A 14,312-nucleotide genomic window follows, 5' to 3' on the forward strand; every position below is an offset into this window, starting at 1 on the left:
ATTATTTTATTATTGTTTTGATGTGGTAAATTCTGTTGATTTCGAATATTGTGAAGCTTCTAAAGTAAGCCCAATTCCTGCTTTTAACTGATCATTCACTGAAACCGGAAGTTTTCCCCAGATTTTTGTTTTTCCATTGAAAGCTTTTGCTGTTGCAGTCATCGAATCATCGTTGTTTTCATAAGAAACCAAAACGGTTGAAACTCTGGAAATATCAATATCTTTCAAAGCATACGCACTTCCAAAAACATTTAAAATTACATTTTGATTTTTAGTTAAATCCGCTAAAACCTTCTTTGATTCCGACGAAATTTTGTAAGGTTTATAAGCGGTCGAATTATCTTTATGAAAACCTACAATCACCGTAGAATTTGCAGGAATTGTATTGATTTCCGAAGGTTTTTTGATAATAACTGTTGTGTTTAAATTTAATTGATTTAAAAAAGTCTGATAAGACGCTTCTTCCAAAGGAACAAAATAGCACGTCGCTTTACAGTTCAGAGGAAGTAGTTTTTTTTCGTCTTTTATTAAAGTTAATGCATTTGAATAAAGATTCTGAACCAGTTTTTTATGGGAATCATTATTTAAGTCTTCATTTACATTTTCAGGATTTTTTGGAGTGTATTGATTTAAGCCTAAAAAGTATTTTGTCAGTAAAATCTTTTTTACACTTTCTTCGACTCTTGCTTGAGAAATTTCGCCGTTATCAATTGCTTTTTGGATCAGTTTTTTACCTTCTGAAACTCCCTGTGAGAAAAGCATGATATCATTTCCTGCTTTGAAAGCTAAAGCATCCAGTTCGCCGGGTTTATATTTGTTGGCGACCGCTCCCATATTTAAAGCATCGGTAATGATTAATCCTTTATAGCCTAATTTTTCCTTTAGAAGTCCAGTAATGATATTTTTAGAAACAGAAGCCGGAATTCCTTTTTTAGGTTCTAAGCTTGGAACATAAAGATGGGCAACCATCACCCCACCGATTCCTTTATCCATCAATGCCTTGAATGGCGCCAATTCCACAGAATTTAATCTTTCAATATCATGGGGAACGACAGGAAGGTCCAAATGCGAATCTGTACTTGTATCGCCGTGTCCCGGAAAATGTTTTATCGCCGCCAAAATATTATTATCCTGCAATCCGTTGGAATAAGAAAGTGCCGAATTAATCACATTATCAACTTCGGAACCGAAGCTTCTGTTTCCAATGATAGGATTATTTGGATTGGTATTTACGTCTACAACCGGCGCAAAATCCCAGTTGATGCCCATTCTTTTGCAGTCTTCGGCGATTTTTGCAGCCATTTGGTAAATAATATTTTTATCCTGAATCGCTCCTAAAGTCATTGCCCAAGGAAATTTGTGTGCTGCAGCAATTCTTTGGTATAAGCCCCATTCTGCGTCCATGCCAATCATTAAAGGAACTTTTGATTTCTGCTGAAATTCGTTGACCAGATTTATTTCTCTTGCTGCATCATCCTGCATCAGAATCAGTCCGCCGATTTTATCATTAGAAACAATATTCCTTACTTGGTTGATGTGATTTTCGTCTTTATTGGTGTAAAGAGCAACAATAAAAAGCTGACCGAGCTTTTCGTCCTGAGAAAGTGAATTGTAGGTTTTGTCAACCCATTGATTCGCTTTTTTTAAATCTGTCTGAGAGATATTTTTAGGCTGATATTGCGCCGAGATTTCTGAACTTATAAAAAGTACGATGAATAGTAAATTGAAAGCTACTTTTTTCATGTTTTCTGAATAAGAACAAAAATACAATTAAAAAAAACAAGGATAAACAAAGTTTTTGTGTTTTTTGGTATACGTTTTGATTCCGCCTATTCATTAATAATATAAATTTAAAAAAATGAAAAAATTTCTTCCCATTCTGATGTTGGCTTTTGTAAGCTTATTTATATACAGTTGTGATGATAATGATGATGTTGTTCAGGTTGAAGACCAAGATACTATTGCTCAGATAAGAGATGTTACCGGAACTTTTAATGCCAATAATAGTTTTACTATTACTCAAGGTATTGATATTTTCAATACTGATGTCGTTTTGGTTTACAGAAATGTTGGTGGGTCTTCTGCTGTTTGGCAATTGATTCCTAAAACTTATTATTTAGATGATAATGTTAGTTTTCCAGCAAACCGAGAATTAGATTACAACTTTGATTTTACAACCCAAGATGTTGAGATCAGAACTGAAGCCAATTTTAATCAGGCAACGCAGATGACTCCAGCTGAAAGAAGTCAATATTTGACCAATCAGACTTTCAGAATCGTTCTTATTCCTGCAAATTCAAGTAAAAATGCGAATGCTTCACAGCCTGTGAACTTTGAAGATTACAATGCAGTAATAAAATATTACAATCTTGATGAGTCTAAAATAATTAAGACTAAAGTAAATTAATTAGAATATCTTTTCAGTTTTTTATAATTAAAAAGCTTTGGGAATTTTTCCGAAGCTTTGCTTTTTTTATTCCTGATCGTCTAGGAAATGTCCGAAGTAATCTTTTTTTATTTTTAAATATCCTCTGCTGCTGTCATTGGCGGGAATTTGTAAAGGAACTCTGGAATTAAGTATTATATTGCTTTCTTCCACAAACTTGACCTTTTCGGGGTTGTTGGTAAGAAGATTTATAGTTTGTACGTTTAAAATATTCAGAATATCAATTGCAACTCCAAAATTTCTGTCGTCAGCAGGTAAACCCAGTTCCAAGTTAGCAGCAACTGTATCGAAGCCTTTTTCCTGAAGAGAGTAGGCTTTCAGTTTATTAATGATTCCTATATTTCTTCCTTCCTGACGCAGATAAATGATGATGCCACCGTTTTCGTGCATATATTTCATCGCAGCATCCAGCTGTTGCCCACATTCGCATTTTTGTGAATGGAAAACTTCTCCTGTAATACATTCAGAATGGAAACGTACATTTACGGGTTTTGAAAGGTCTGTATTTTCTGCAATGATAGCCATGTGCGGCATCCAGTCATCTGACTCTTCCGAGAAAGCAATCATTCGGAAATTCCCATGGTCTGTGGGAACGTTAGCTTCCGCCTGAATTTTAATCATTTAATTGTTAGGTTATTTTTTATTACTGTTTATCGAATCTTCGATTACGGTAATATTGGTTTTTAATCTTACCAAATATCTGTTGAGAATTTCGTCATCGTCTTTATTCAGATGTTTTCTCAGCTTCTGTATTTTTCTGTAAGATTTTTCTAAATTTTTGATTGTTCTGTTTTTTCCGGAAATATTCCCTGAATCTATTGCGTACAAGTAGTTTTGCAAAGTATATTTTAAAGAGTTTACCTCTTCATTCAAGGCTGTATTTTTAAATTTAGGGAAAGTAGAAATAAGATTGGTAATTTCTGCTGCGTTTACGTTCTCTGCAATATTTATTTTTAAACTTGCTGCTTCAGTCTCTGCTGTTTTGGCTTCGCTATAAAAATTGTTTGATAACGGAGATGTATTCAGCTTTTCTGTTGCGCAAGATAATGTAATTGCTAATAATATTCCGAAAAAAAATAATTGTTTCATTTTTGCCCCTTTTGATAAAGGATTGGGTTAAGACTTTCATCGTTATACATTTTCATCTGTTTGTATACTTTCATCTTAACATCACCATTCTCAATATCGGTAAGCAGCTGACCAATCGAAGTCGACAAGTCTTGTTTCTGATCAAGAAGTACATTTAATTTTGTCTGGCAATTTAAACGATGTTCCTCAGAAGCTGATTCTCTTTGAGCTTCCAATGACATGTGATAAACCTTTAATGCAAGTATTGATAATCTGTCTACAGCCCAAGCTGGGGTTTCAGTATTTATTTTTGCATCAGGTTTTGGAGTAATATTTTTAAATTTTTCTAGAAACCAACTGTCTATAAATTCCACCAAATCAGTTCTTTGCTGATTCGAAGAGTCTATTCTTCTTTTTAATTGAAGAGCGTCGACAGGATCTATATTTTCATCTCTGATGATATCTTCCAAATGCCATTGAACGGTGTCAATCCAGTTCTTAGCATACAAAATACGTTCCAAACTATCTTGCGGAAAAGTGTTATTTATCGGTGTATCAGTATTATCTGAAACATGGTAATCTTCAATAGATTTATTGAAGACATTCCATGCAGTTTCGGTAAAATTCATTTGATGTGAAGAATTTTTTTAGTTGCTTGTATTATTTGTTGTTGAAGATTGATTATCAGTTTTCGGGGCTGGTTTTTCTTCTTCTTTTACAGCATCTTTAAATTCTTTAATTCCCGATCCCATTCCTCTCATCAATTCCGGAATCTTTTTTCCTCCGAAAAGTAATAAAAGGATGATCGCCACAATCAGTATGTGTTGCCAAGATAAGGCTAATATCGTAAGTGTTTGCATGTCTGAAATTTTTACAAAGTTAAATCTTTTTTTAATATGAAACCCAACCCAAAGGATCTACCGGAGTATCGCCTCTCCATATTTGGAAATCAAGGGTAAATGATCCGTCAAAGTCTTGTGCAACGGCTCCTACTGAAGTTCCCGCAGACACTTGCTGGCCTTTCGAAACAGAGTTGTTACTCAGATTTGAATAGATGGAGAAATAGTCTCCATGTTTTATAACCACTGTTTTTGTTCCGTCCGAAGCTGGCAATACTGAAGAAACTGTTCCCGGGAAAACGGCTTTTGCATTTGTGCCTTTTGTTACAGAAATTTTAATTCCGTTGTTTTCTTCCACAATATTTTTAAATACAGGATGCGGATGTCTCCCAAATCGGTGTGTTACCGTTCCGTACGCGGGCATTGCCAATTTTCCTCTGTTTGCAGCAAAATTATTGCCTGCTGCTGTCGAAACACCATAATTGGTCATTGCCTTAGCTTCTGCTGCTTTTTTATCGTCACTTGTTTTCTTTTCCAATGCGGCTTCCGCTGCTTTTGCTGATGCTAATTTATTGGCTGCTTCCCTTGATCGTAATGCTGCCTCGTCAGAAGCTTTTTTAGCGGCTACTTTTCGGGCTTCATCTCTTGCGGTCGCTTCATTTTTCGCTGCATCTTCGGTGCGTTTTCTTTCTTCTTCAGCTCTTTTTGCTGCTAAATCGGCTGCTTTTTTAGCTTCCGCTTCCGCTAATTTTCTTTCTCTTTCTAATGCTTCAGCTCTGGCTTTATTTTCTGCTTCTATTCTTGCTTTTTCTCTTTCGGCAGCTATTTTTGCCAGACGTATTTTTTCGGCTTCGGCCTTTTTGCGGGCTTCTTCTTCCGCTTTTGCTCTTCTTATTTCTTCTGCAATGATTGATCTTATTTGTCCTTCAAGAGCTTTGGATTGAGTTTGTTTTTGTCGAAGCTCGGCGGTAAGCTTAGATTCGTTTTTCTTAAACTCGGTTACCAGCTGTTCTTTCTGTGAACGTTCAGCATTGATCGTTGTAAGATCTTTTTTCTGATTGACCAATAAATTTTCTTTTTCGGCAGCAGATCTTTTTTTCTGTTCAACTGATTTTTTCAACTCAACAGCAGCATTGGAAATTTCCGCAGCTTTTTTATCCTGATAATCAGAATATTGCTTTAAATATTGTACTCTTCTAAGTGCTTCACCCAAATTTTTAGAAGAAAGAATAAATGTCACTTTATTCTGAACTCCTTTATTTTTATATGCATTGACCAAAACCTGAGCATAATTTTTTCTCAAAACAGCCAGTTCACGATTTTGCCTGTTGATTTCTAATTGACGAAGATAAATTTCATCTTCAATAAATCTTTTTTCCTTTTGAGTATTGTTATAAACTTTTTCTCTTAATGCTAATTTTTTATTAACGCTTGTAAGATAAGAGATGGAAAGTTTAGATTCATTTCTTGTTTTTGCTAATTCTGAATTTATTTGTGCAATTTGTTTTTTAAGCTCGGCATTTTGTTTCTGTAACTGCTCTTTCTTTTGCCCAAATGACAATGCAAACAGCAAAATTCCTATTAAAAAGCTAAATTTTTTAATCATTTAATCTCAATTTTCTTATAATTGGCTGGAACAGAATATGGTGTTTCCATTTTAGTGAAGCCAAATTTCGTGTTTTCAATTAAAATCTGACTTGTTTTTGAGCCTTTTATAATTATTTTAACATATTGAGGCAGTCGGAGATTATTATCAAAGCTTTCCCAATTATCATATACGATTTCTACAGCGTCATCGGATTTCACATCCTGCAATTTAACATAATTTAAATTGTAATCATTAGAATACTGCATGTTGATTTTATATTCCCTTTCCTGGCCGTTTGTTACTATTTTTTGATTAACAATTGATGCAAGCTGGTAGCCATCCGCTGTTTTTTTGATGTCTGAATTTCGGTCACTTACCAAAAGAAAAGTTCTGCCGAGAAGTATTTTTTCTAAAGTTTTATAATCTATAAAATTGATATTCAATAAATTATTTAAATATTCAAAATCAGAATCGATATAATTTTTATTGTATTTGTCAACCGCTTTTATGCCTTCCGGAGTGATGATCGCTCTTGCCGCATTGAAAAATAAAAAATTAATATTTGACCATATTTTTTTGTCTCTTTCAATATAAATCGTAGCGTCAAGCGGACTTACTCTGATGTTATCTGCCGTTATTTTACTGTTGATTTTTATATATTCAAATGGTGGATGTATATAGATTTTCTCATAAAAAGTCAATCTGTCGGAAATATTTTTCCCGTCAGAAGGATTTCCGTTTTCGGAATTTTGTATCTTGATGCTATCGTTTTCAAAAGCGTTTTCCTGGGCATTTTTTCTGGTTTTACAAGAAAATATAACCAACGCTGCAAACAATAACGTAATCCATTTTTTCATTTTCAATTTTAAATAATACTTTACAATATTAACGCCAAACCACACAAAAGATTTTGTGTGGTTTGGGTATAATTTATTTTTAAACAAAACTTTAGCCTTTGTTAAGAAAATCCAAAACAGAATAATCTCCTAAAGAAATTTCTCTGGAAACTCCAAAATACTGCGCAGAATTTCCGATCATAGAATTGGAAAGATTTCCGTGGTTGATTTGTGTGTTTTCCTGAATCAAAGAATCTTCAATATTTGAATTGATAATTACCGTATTATTTCCAACAGAAACTCCGGGACCAATTTTTGAATTTAAAATTTTTACATTTTCACCTATAAAGCAAGGCTGAATAATAAGTGAATTTTCTATAACCGCAGAAGTCGGGAAAGTCGACATTTCTTCTTTTTCGTAGTCAAGAATTTTGCTGTTTGTTTCTACGGTTGCGTTTTTATTTCCGCAATCCATCCAGTCGTTTACTTTTCCTAAAGAGAATTTGGCTCCTTTTGCTCTTAAATTTTCTAATGCTGTTGTCAATTGATATTCGCCGCCATTTTGGATGTTATTATCCATGATATAATTGATCTCATTCATCAATTTTTCAGCACTGTTAAAATAATAAATACCGATAATTGCCAAATCTGAAACAAAAGTTTGAGGTTTTTCAACGAAATCGGTAATGAAACCATAATTATCCAGTTTTACAACACCAAATGCGGAAGGATCTTCAACACTTTTCACCCAAATCACACCATCCGAATTTTTATCTAAAACAAAATCTGCACGGAAAAGCGTATCTGCATATGCGATAACTACATCACCCTGCATTGAAGCTTCTGCGCACTTAATGGAATGAGCCGTACCCAAAGGTTCAAGTTGATGATAAATACTTCCTTTTGCTCCTAATTTTTCAGCGATTTTCAGCAAAGATTTTTCAATTTCAGGGCCAAAATCTCCTATGATAAAAGCTACTTCCTCAATTTTTTCTCCGGCAACTTTAGCAATATCTTCCACCAATCTCTGTACAATCGGCTTTCCGGCAATAGGAATAAGTGGTTTTGGAACCGTTAATGTATGTGGGCGTAATCTGGAGCCGCGACCAGCCATTGGAACTATAATTTTCATATAATAATTTGTTTAATTAATATTTTATGCTCTTCTCAATATTTTATTGATCATCATTCTTTCATTGTAGGTTACAAATGCGATGAATAAAAGAAATAATCCGTTTCCTATTAAATATTTATCTCTGAAAAAGTAAAATGAAACCATCGAAATAATTATTGATAAAAACAGATAAATGATAATTTTTTTTGTGTTGTAATGTATCGGATATTGTATTTTTCCCCAGATATAGGAAATGACCATCATGCTTGTATAGGTTATCAATGCTGCAAAAGCACTTGCCCAATATCCGTATTCCGGAATGAATGTAAAGTTTATAAAAATGGTAATTGCCGCTCCGATAAGAGAAATATATAATCCGACTCTTGTCTGATCAGACAATTTGTACCAAATAGAAAGATTAAGATAAATTCCTAAAAATAACGCTCCCAACATTACAAAAGGGATAATCTCGATGCCTTCAAAATAAAGCGGATTTTTAAGATATTTTTCTGAAATCCATTGAAGGTTAACCATCAATCCGATGTAAATTAAACAGTTGCAGATCACAAAAACATCCATCAAAACAGCATAAGTTTTGTGATTGTTTTTGTCTTTAAAGCTTGAAAAAAAGTAAGGTTCAATTCCTAATTGATAAGCCTGACGGAAAACCGTAATGAAAGTTGCGATCTTATAAACTGCTCCGTAAACACCGATCTGATGTTTTGCTTCTTCTTTCGGAAGTAAATATTTCAAAAACTGTCGGTCCAAAGTCTGGTTGACAATCCCTGCAAGTCCCGCGATCATCACCGGCCAAGAATAACTCATAATTCTTTTCCAAAGTCCAAAATCAAATTTCCGAAAGCTGAAATTCACAAATTCTTTTCCTACAATCGCTAAAGTGATAATGCTTTGTACCAAATTGGCAATAAAAACATAGCCGACGCCAATTTCGGGATCATATTTTAGCCCTAAAATTCCATTCGGATAATTCGGAAGCCATTCAATAAAAAATATCACTAAAAAATAATACGCCAAAGATCCTACAACTTTCGAAAGCATATAGGTTACAGGTTTCCCTTCAAGCCTTAAAACGGCTGACGGAATTGTAGCAAAAGCATCAAACGAAAGAATAAAAAGGAAAATAACAAGATAATTGACCTGATCCGGAGTTTCAAAAGCGTTGGCAAGATCTTGTCTGAACACATATCCTAAAATAAGATAAATGAAACCAATCCCCAAAATGCTGAGCGCAGAAGTAGACACCAAAGTTTTTTTATCAATATCGCCTTCCTGCGCAAAACGGAAAAAAGAAGTTTCCATTCCGTGAGTCAAAAAAACCGTAATTACTCCCGCAATCGAATACCAATCTACAAAAGGTGAAGATGCAGAAGGTCCGAATGCATTGGTGACAATGGGCGCAATAAGGAAAGGGAAAATCCTCACCAAGACCGAGCTCAGGCCGTATACAGCAGTTTGTCCAAATAATTTCTTGTACAAATTTTATTTTTTAAAGTGCAAATGTAAATATTAGAATTCACAATTTTCTGACTTATGTTTAAAAATCATTTCTGAAAATATTAAATTTGTGCAATACAAAATCTTTACAACTAAAAGTAAATAATGAAAATCCTCATAAAAAATGCTAAAATCGTCAACGAAGGACAGATCCTTGAAAGCGATATTTTAATCGAAAATGATTTAATTTCTAAAATAGATTCAAATATTTCTGAAAATGCAGATCAAATCATTGATGCTTCCGGAAAATATCTTTTGCCGGGAATTATTGATGATCAAGTTCATTTCCGCGAACCTGGTTTGACGCATAAAGGAGATATTGAAACCGAATCAAAAGCAGCAATTGCAGGCGGAATTACAAGTTTTATCGATCAACCGAATACGGTTCCGAATGCTGTGACACAGGAATTATTAGCGGATAAATACGAAATTGGTTCTCAAAAAGCTTATTCCAATTACGGTTTTATGATGGGCGGAACCAACGATAATTTGGCGGAAGTTTTAAAAACTAATCCAAGAAATGTTCCCGGAATTAAGTTGTTTTTAGGTTCATCCACAGGAAATATGTTGGTTGACAATCCAGAAACTTTAGAAAATATTTTCAGCAATACCAAAATGTTGATTGCCGTTCATTGCGAGGATGAAGCTACAATCAGAGAAAATACTCAAAAATATCTGGATAAATACGGCGAAGATATTCCTGTGAAATTCCATCATTTGATAAGAAGTGAAGAAGCTTGTTACAAATCATCTTCAAAAGCGATTGAATTGGCCAAAAAAACCGGAGCAAGACTGCATGTTTTCCATTTGTCGACGGCAAAAGAAACTTCTCTTTTCAGAAATGATATTCCTTTAAAAGATAAAAAAATAACGGCAGAAGTTTGTGTTCATCATTTGACATTTACCAATGAAGATTACGACACAAAAGGCGGATTAATCAAATGGAATCCTGCCGTAAAAACAAAAAAAGATAAAGACGGACTTTGGGAAGCCTTGCTGGATGATAGAATTGATTTGATTGCAACCGATCACGCGCCTCACACTTGGGAAGAGAAACAAAATGTATATACAAAATGTCCTTCCGGAGCACCTTTGGTTCAACATTCTTTGGTTGTAATGCTGGAAAATTATCAAAATGGAAAGATTTCGCTAGAAAAAATCGTTGAAAAAATGGCTCACAATCCTGCGATTTTGTTCAGAATAGAAAAGCGAGGTTTTATCAGAGAAGGTTATAAAGCTGATTTGGTTTTGGTTGATTTGGATGAAAACTGGGCAGTTGCTAAAGAAAATATCCTTTACAAATGCGGTTGGAGTCCGCTTGAAGGGATGAATTTCCATTCTAAAGTGACTCACACTTTTGTCAACGGAAATCTGGTTTATGACAACGGAAAAATTAATGAAGAAAAATTCGGAGAGCGTTTGCTTTTTGAAGTTAAAGAATAAATAAAAAGACTGCAAATTTGCAGTCTTTTTATTTATTCTTTCGCTGATTGAGCAAATCTAGCAGATGATTAGATAATTTGCTCAATCAGCGAAAGATAATTATCTGACAATCACTTGAAATTAATCAATCACAACGCTTTCAATCGCTTTCTCCAAAGAAGATTCCATAATTCCAGGAATTGCCAAACCTTCTGCACGGAAAACGCTGACATCCTTAACACCATAGAAACCAAAAATATTCTTAACATAAGGAACATTCGAATCATAAATCTGATACGGACCTTCCGAATAAATATTTCCCGATGAAAAAGCGATGTATAATTTCTTATTATTAAGTAAACCTTTGGGTCCATTTTCGTTATAACTGAAAGTATATCCGGCTCTGGAAGTGTAATCAAAATACGATCTAAGTGCCGTGGGAACCGAAAAATTGTACATAGGAGATTCAATAATAATAATGTCAGCTTGCTGAAGTTCAGAAATTAATTGTTCGGAATAATGATTGATAACTTCCTGTTCCTGAGAACGATTTTCTGCCGGCGTAAAAAATGAATTGATGTGTACTTCTTCTAAAATTGGAGCGAGATGTTTCGTTAAGTCTCGCTCTTTTACTATACTTTCAGGATATTTTTCCTTAATTTTTTCAAGAACGGCATTTCCTAATTTTCTGCTTGCAGACACTTCTACTCTCGGACTTGAGATGATATGCAAAATTTGTTTCATGTTTTAAATTTAAATTTCTTTGACAAAATTATGTACATTTGCTTATCAAAAGTTAGTAGTGAACAAAAGGTTAGTGGTAATCTTTGAGTTAGTTTTAAAATACGAGTTATGGAAAACTTAATTGATTTTGAGGAAGTAATTACAGTTGAAAAATGTCTTGGCCACCTTTCTTCGGTGGAAGATGCAATCTACGTCATCGGTGGAAAATGGAAACTGAAAATCATTATTGCTTTACATGAAAATGGTAATATTCGGTTTAATGAATTACAGAGAACCATTGTAGGAATTTCAGCGAGAGTTCTTTCCAACGAGTTGAAAGATTTAGAGTTAAATGGATTTGTAAAAAGAGTGGTGCACGCAGAAATGACACCAATAGTTGTAGAATATATTTCCACTGACTATAGCAAAACTCTGAAACCTGTTATTATAGCACTTTCCGAATGGGGAAAAACGCATAAAAATAATATCAAGCAAGATTTATTTTAATTAAAAGACTGCCTAAATTCCAAAGGCGACATATTCGTTTTCTTCTTAAAAAGTGTACTGAAAGATTGAGAATGTTCAAATCCCAATTCATAAGCAATTTCACTTACAGATAATTCAGTAGTTGAAAGCTTTTCTTTCGCTTTACTGATCAGCTTTTCATGAATATGTTGTTGCGTATTTTGTCCGGTTTGAATTCTCAAAAGATCACTTAAATAATTAGCAGAAAGATTCATTGCCTCAGCAATTTGATGAACGGTCAAAAGTCCTTTTTCAGAAGATTTTTTATCAAAATAGTCATTCAAATACGTTTCAAATTTTGTCAAAAGCTGATGATTTCCGCTTTTTCTGGTAATGAATTGTCTTTCGTAAAAACGTTTCGAATAATTCAACAGCAATTCAATTTGCGATAAAATAATTTCCTGCGTATGATGGTCGATATGTTGACATTCTTTATCAATTTTATATAAAATTTCGAGCAAATCATTCTCTTCATCTTCAGATAAATGCAACGCTTCATTCACGGCATACGAGAAAAATCCGTACGAAGAAATCGTCTTTGCCAAAGAATGTTTCAGCAGAAAATCTTCATGAAAAATCAACAGATAACCTGTATTTTCACAATCCATTGTCTTCAGATCAAGATGCTGAACCTGATTAGGCGCTGTAAAGCTCAAAACACCTTTGTCGTAATCGTAATGTTGTTGTCCGTATTTTATTTTTCCGGTTGCATTTCGCTTCAGGGCAACACAATAATATCTACTTATAAAGCCTTTCCAGACCTCATCTTCTATAAAAACACTTTCATGAAGATTGATAACACTTACCATCGGATGTTTCGGTTCGGGCAGAGAAAGCAGTTTGTGAAATGCAGAAATGGATTTTATGGTGTTCATGATTTTTAAGCTTTAATAATAATTTTTGGGCGCCTATTTCCGTCTTCCACTCCCGCTTTTTTGCTTCGCAAAAAGAGTTCCGTTCAAGCCGGGGCGCAACAGTATTGCGTTTTAAGATATCTTAAACCTATGAGGTTTGAATTGTTTTTTAACAATTAAAGGTACAAATTAATAATCCAAAAGACCCATACTGAATTCATCATAAGGCTTTCCGGTATCCGTTCCCAATGGGACAATACTTTCCAGCTTCTGAAGATCAGATTCGCTTAAGACTATTTTACTCGCTTCAATATTTTGTTCAACATATTTTCTGCGTTTCGTACCCGGAATCGGTATAATTCCTTTGCTGATAATCCAGGCTAAAGCCAATTGTGAAGAAGTAATGCCTTTTTCCTTTGCCAAATTTTCGATTGCTTCAACCAGTTCAATGTTTTTATGAAAATGTTGCTTCTGGAAGCGTGGAATTCCCCTTCGGAAATCATTTTCCGGTAAGTCGTTAATTGTTTTGATGTTGCCAGACAAAAATCCTCTTCCCAACGGTGAATAAGCGACAAAACCAATTCCTAATTCGTTCAATGTTTTGATAACACCTTTTTCTTCAACTGTTCTTTCAAAAAGAGAATATTCACTCTGAACTGCCGAAACAGGATGAACTGCATGTGCTCTTTTCACCGTTTCAGAAGAAACTTCAGACAATCCGATATAACCGATCTTGCCCTCTTTCACCAAATCGCTCATTGCTCCGACAGTCTCTTCAACGGGAACATTTTTATCGAGACGATGCATGTAATACAGGTCGATATAATCAGTTTTCAGATTTTTCAGGGAACGATCAATCGATTTTTTTACATAATCTTTCGTTCCGTTAATTTTCCAGGTTATTTGTTCGTTGTCATCAATTTCCCAACCGAATTTTGTTGCGATGATATATTGGTCACGGTTTCCTTCAATCGCTTTTGCAATCAGTTGCTCATTTTTGAAAGGTCCGTACAGATCCGCCGTGTCGAGAAAATTACCACCCAATTCTAAAGAACGGTGAATGGTTGCAATTGCTTCTTTTTCATCGCTTTTACCATACATATCTGCATCTCCAAAACCTGTCATTCCCATGCATCCCAAACCGACATTCGGAATGATTAAACCCTGACTTCCTAATTTTACTTGATTCAATTTCATATCGTTAAATTTTATTGATACAAAATTGATCAGAAATTAAAGATTGGATGTATGCAAAACGGAGATTGTCGTATGCAAATTACGGATGGATGACTAAATGATATTAATTTTGTTTCTCGCAGATGAGCAAATTTTGCAGATGATTGAGTTTAAAGATCTGCGTCATCTGCAAAATCTGCGAGAGA

At 34.4% G+C, this 14,312-nt stretch carries 15 protein-coding genes; 3 read left to right on the top strand and 12 right to left on the bottom strand.

What is annotated here, in order from left to right; all coding sequences use genetic code 11:
- Window positions 1-9: 9 nt before the first annotated feature.
- On the bottom strand, window positions 10-1,743 hold the full coding sequence (locus AC6CHK_RS03855) for a glycoside hydrolase family 3 protein (protein WP_498093707.1): 1,734 nt from the start codon (window positions 1,741-1,743) through the stop codon (window positions 10-12).
- A 115-nt stretch (window positions 1,744-1,858) separates the two neighbouring features.
- Between AC6CHK_RS03855 and AC6CHK_RS03860 the strand changes: the two genes are divergently transcribed.
- On the top strand, window positions 1,859-2,407 hold the full coding sequence (locus AC6CHK_RS03860) for a hypothetical protein (protein WP_498093709.1): 549 nt from the start codon (window positions 1,859-1,861) through the stop codon (window positions 2,405-2,407).
- A 66-nt stretch (window positions 2,408-2,473) separates the two neighbouring features.
- Here AC6CHK_RS03860 and ribA read toward each other — a convergent pair whose 3' ends face one another.
- The 8 genes from ribA to AC6CHK_RS03900 form a co-directional block, all read right to left on the bottom strand.
- Window positions 2,474-3,067 (bottom strand): GTP cyclohydrolase II, encoded by a 594-nt coding sequence (gene ribA / locus AC6CHK_RS03865; protein WP_498093711.1) that lies wholly within the window; start codon window positions 3,065-3,067, stop codon window positions 2,474-2,476.
- 12 nt (window positions 3,068-3,079) lie between these two features.
- Window positions 3,080-3,535, bottom strand: a complete 456-nt coding sequence (locus tag AC6CHK_RS03870; RefSeq protein WP_498093713.1) for a hypothetical protein — start codon at window positions 3,533-3,535, stop codon at window positions 3,080-3,082.
- Window positions 3,532-4,143: a DUF4254 domain-containing protein gene (locus AC6CHK_RS03875; protein WP_498093715.1), complete on the bottom strand. Its 612-nt coding sequence runs from the start codon at window positions 4,141-4,143 to the stop codon at window positions 3,532-3,534. The genes AC6CHK_RS03870 and AC6CHK_RS03875 overlap by 4 nt, the downstream gene beginning before the upstream one ends.
- An 18-nt stretch (window positions 4,144-4,161) precedes the next feature.
- Window positions 4,162-4,374, bottom strand: coding sequence for a twin-arginine translocase TatA/TatE family subunit (locus AC6CHK_RS03880; protein WP_498093717.1), 213 nt, complete (start codon window positions 4,372-4,374; stop codon window positions 4,162-4,164).
- A 31-nt stretch (window positions 4,375-4,405) separates the two neighbouring features.
- Window positions 4,406-5,959, bottom strand: a complete 1,554-nt coding sequence (locus AC6CHK_RS03885; protein WP_498093719.1) for a murein hydrolase activator EnvC family protein — start codon at window positions 5,957-5,959, stop codon at window positions 4,406-4,408.
- Window positions 5,956-6,798 carry a lipoprotein insertase outer membrane protein LolB1 gene (gene lolB1 / locus AC6CHK_RS03890; RefSeq protein ID WP_498093721.1) on the bottom strand — a complete coding sequence of 281 codons (843 nt, stop codon included), beginning with the start codon at window positions 6,796-6,798 and terminating at the stop codon, window positions 5,956-5,958. Before lolB1 ends, AC6CHK_RS03885 begins: the two co-directional genes overlap by 4 nt.
- 91 nt (window positions 6,799-6,889) lie before the next feature.
- Complete coding sequence (locus tag AC6CHK_RS03895) at window positions 6,890-7,909, bottom strand: sugar phosphate nucleotidyltransferase (RefSeq protein WP_498093723.1); 1,020 nt, start codon at window positions 7,907-7,909, stop codon at window positions 6,890-6,892.
- A gap of 24 nt (window positions 7,910-7,933) precedes the next feature.
- Window positions 7,934-9,388 (bottom strand): lipopolysaccharide biosynthesis protein, encoded by a 1,455-nt coding sequence (locus AC6CHK_RS03900; protein ID WP_498093725.1) that lies wholly within the window; start codon window positions 9,386-9,388, stop codon window positions 7,934-7,936.
- Between the two features lie 123 nt (window positions 9,389-9,511).
- On the opposite strand from AC6CHK_RS03900, the gene AC6CHK_RS03905 reads away from it, so the two are divergent.
- Window positions 9,512-10,849, top strand: coding sequence for a dihydroorotase (locus tag AC6CHK_RS03905; protein ID WP_498093727.1), 1,338 nt, complete (start codon window positions 9,512-9,514; stop codon window positions 10,847-10,849).
- A gap of 120 nt (window positions 10,850-10,969) precedes the next feature.
- Here AC6CHK_RS03905 and AC6CHK_RS03910 read toward each other — a convergent pair whose 3' ends face one another.
- The gene (locus AC6CHK_RS03910; RefSeq protein ID WP_498093729.1) at window positions 10,970-11,572 is read right to left on the bottom strand and encodes an FMN-dependent NADH-azoreductase; all 603 of its coding nucleotides are present in this window, start codon (window positions 11,570-11,572) and stop codon (window positions 10,970-10,972) included.
- Window positions 11,573-11,680: 108 nt separating this feature from the next.
- Here AC6CHK_RS03910 and AC6CHK_RS03915 point away from each other — a divergent pair, with 108 nt between their 5' ends.
- Window positions 11,681-12,058, top strand: coding sequence for a winged helix-turn-helix transcriptional regulator (locus tag AC6CHK_RS03915; RefSeq protein ID WP_498093731.1), 378 nt, complete (start codon window positions 11,681-11,683; stop codon window positions 12,056-12,058).
- Here the strand turns inward: AC6CHK_RS03915 and AC6CHK_RS03920 are convergent.
- Both AC6CHK_RS03920 and AC6CHK_RS03925 read right to left on the bottom strand, forming a co-directional pair.
- The gene (locus AC6CHK_RS03920) at window positions 12,055-12,951 is read right to left on the bottom strand and encodes a helix-turn-helix domain-containing protein (RefSeq protein WP_498093733.1); all 897 of its coding nucleotides are present in this window, start codon (window positions 12,949-12,951) and stop codon (window positions 12,055-12,057) included. The two genes, AC6CHK_RS03915 and AC6CHK_RS03920, sit on opposite strands and share 4 nt — an antisense overlap.
- Before the next feature lie 168 nt (window positions 12,952-13,119).
- Window positions 13,120-14,127, bottom strand: a complete 1,008-nt coding sequence (locus tag AC6CHK_RS03925; protein WP_498093735.1) for an aldo/keto reductase — start codon at window positions 14,125-14,127, stop codon at window positions 13,120-13,122.
- Between the last annotated feature and the right edge of the window lie 185 nt (window positions 14,128-14,312).

The sequence above is a fragment of the Chryseobacterium sp. GQ58 genome (assembly GCF_059758895.1).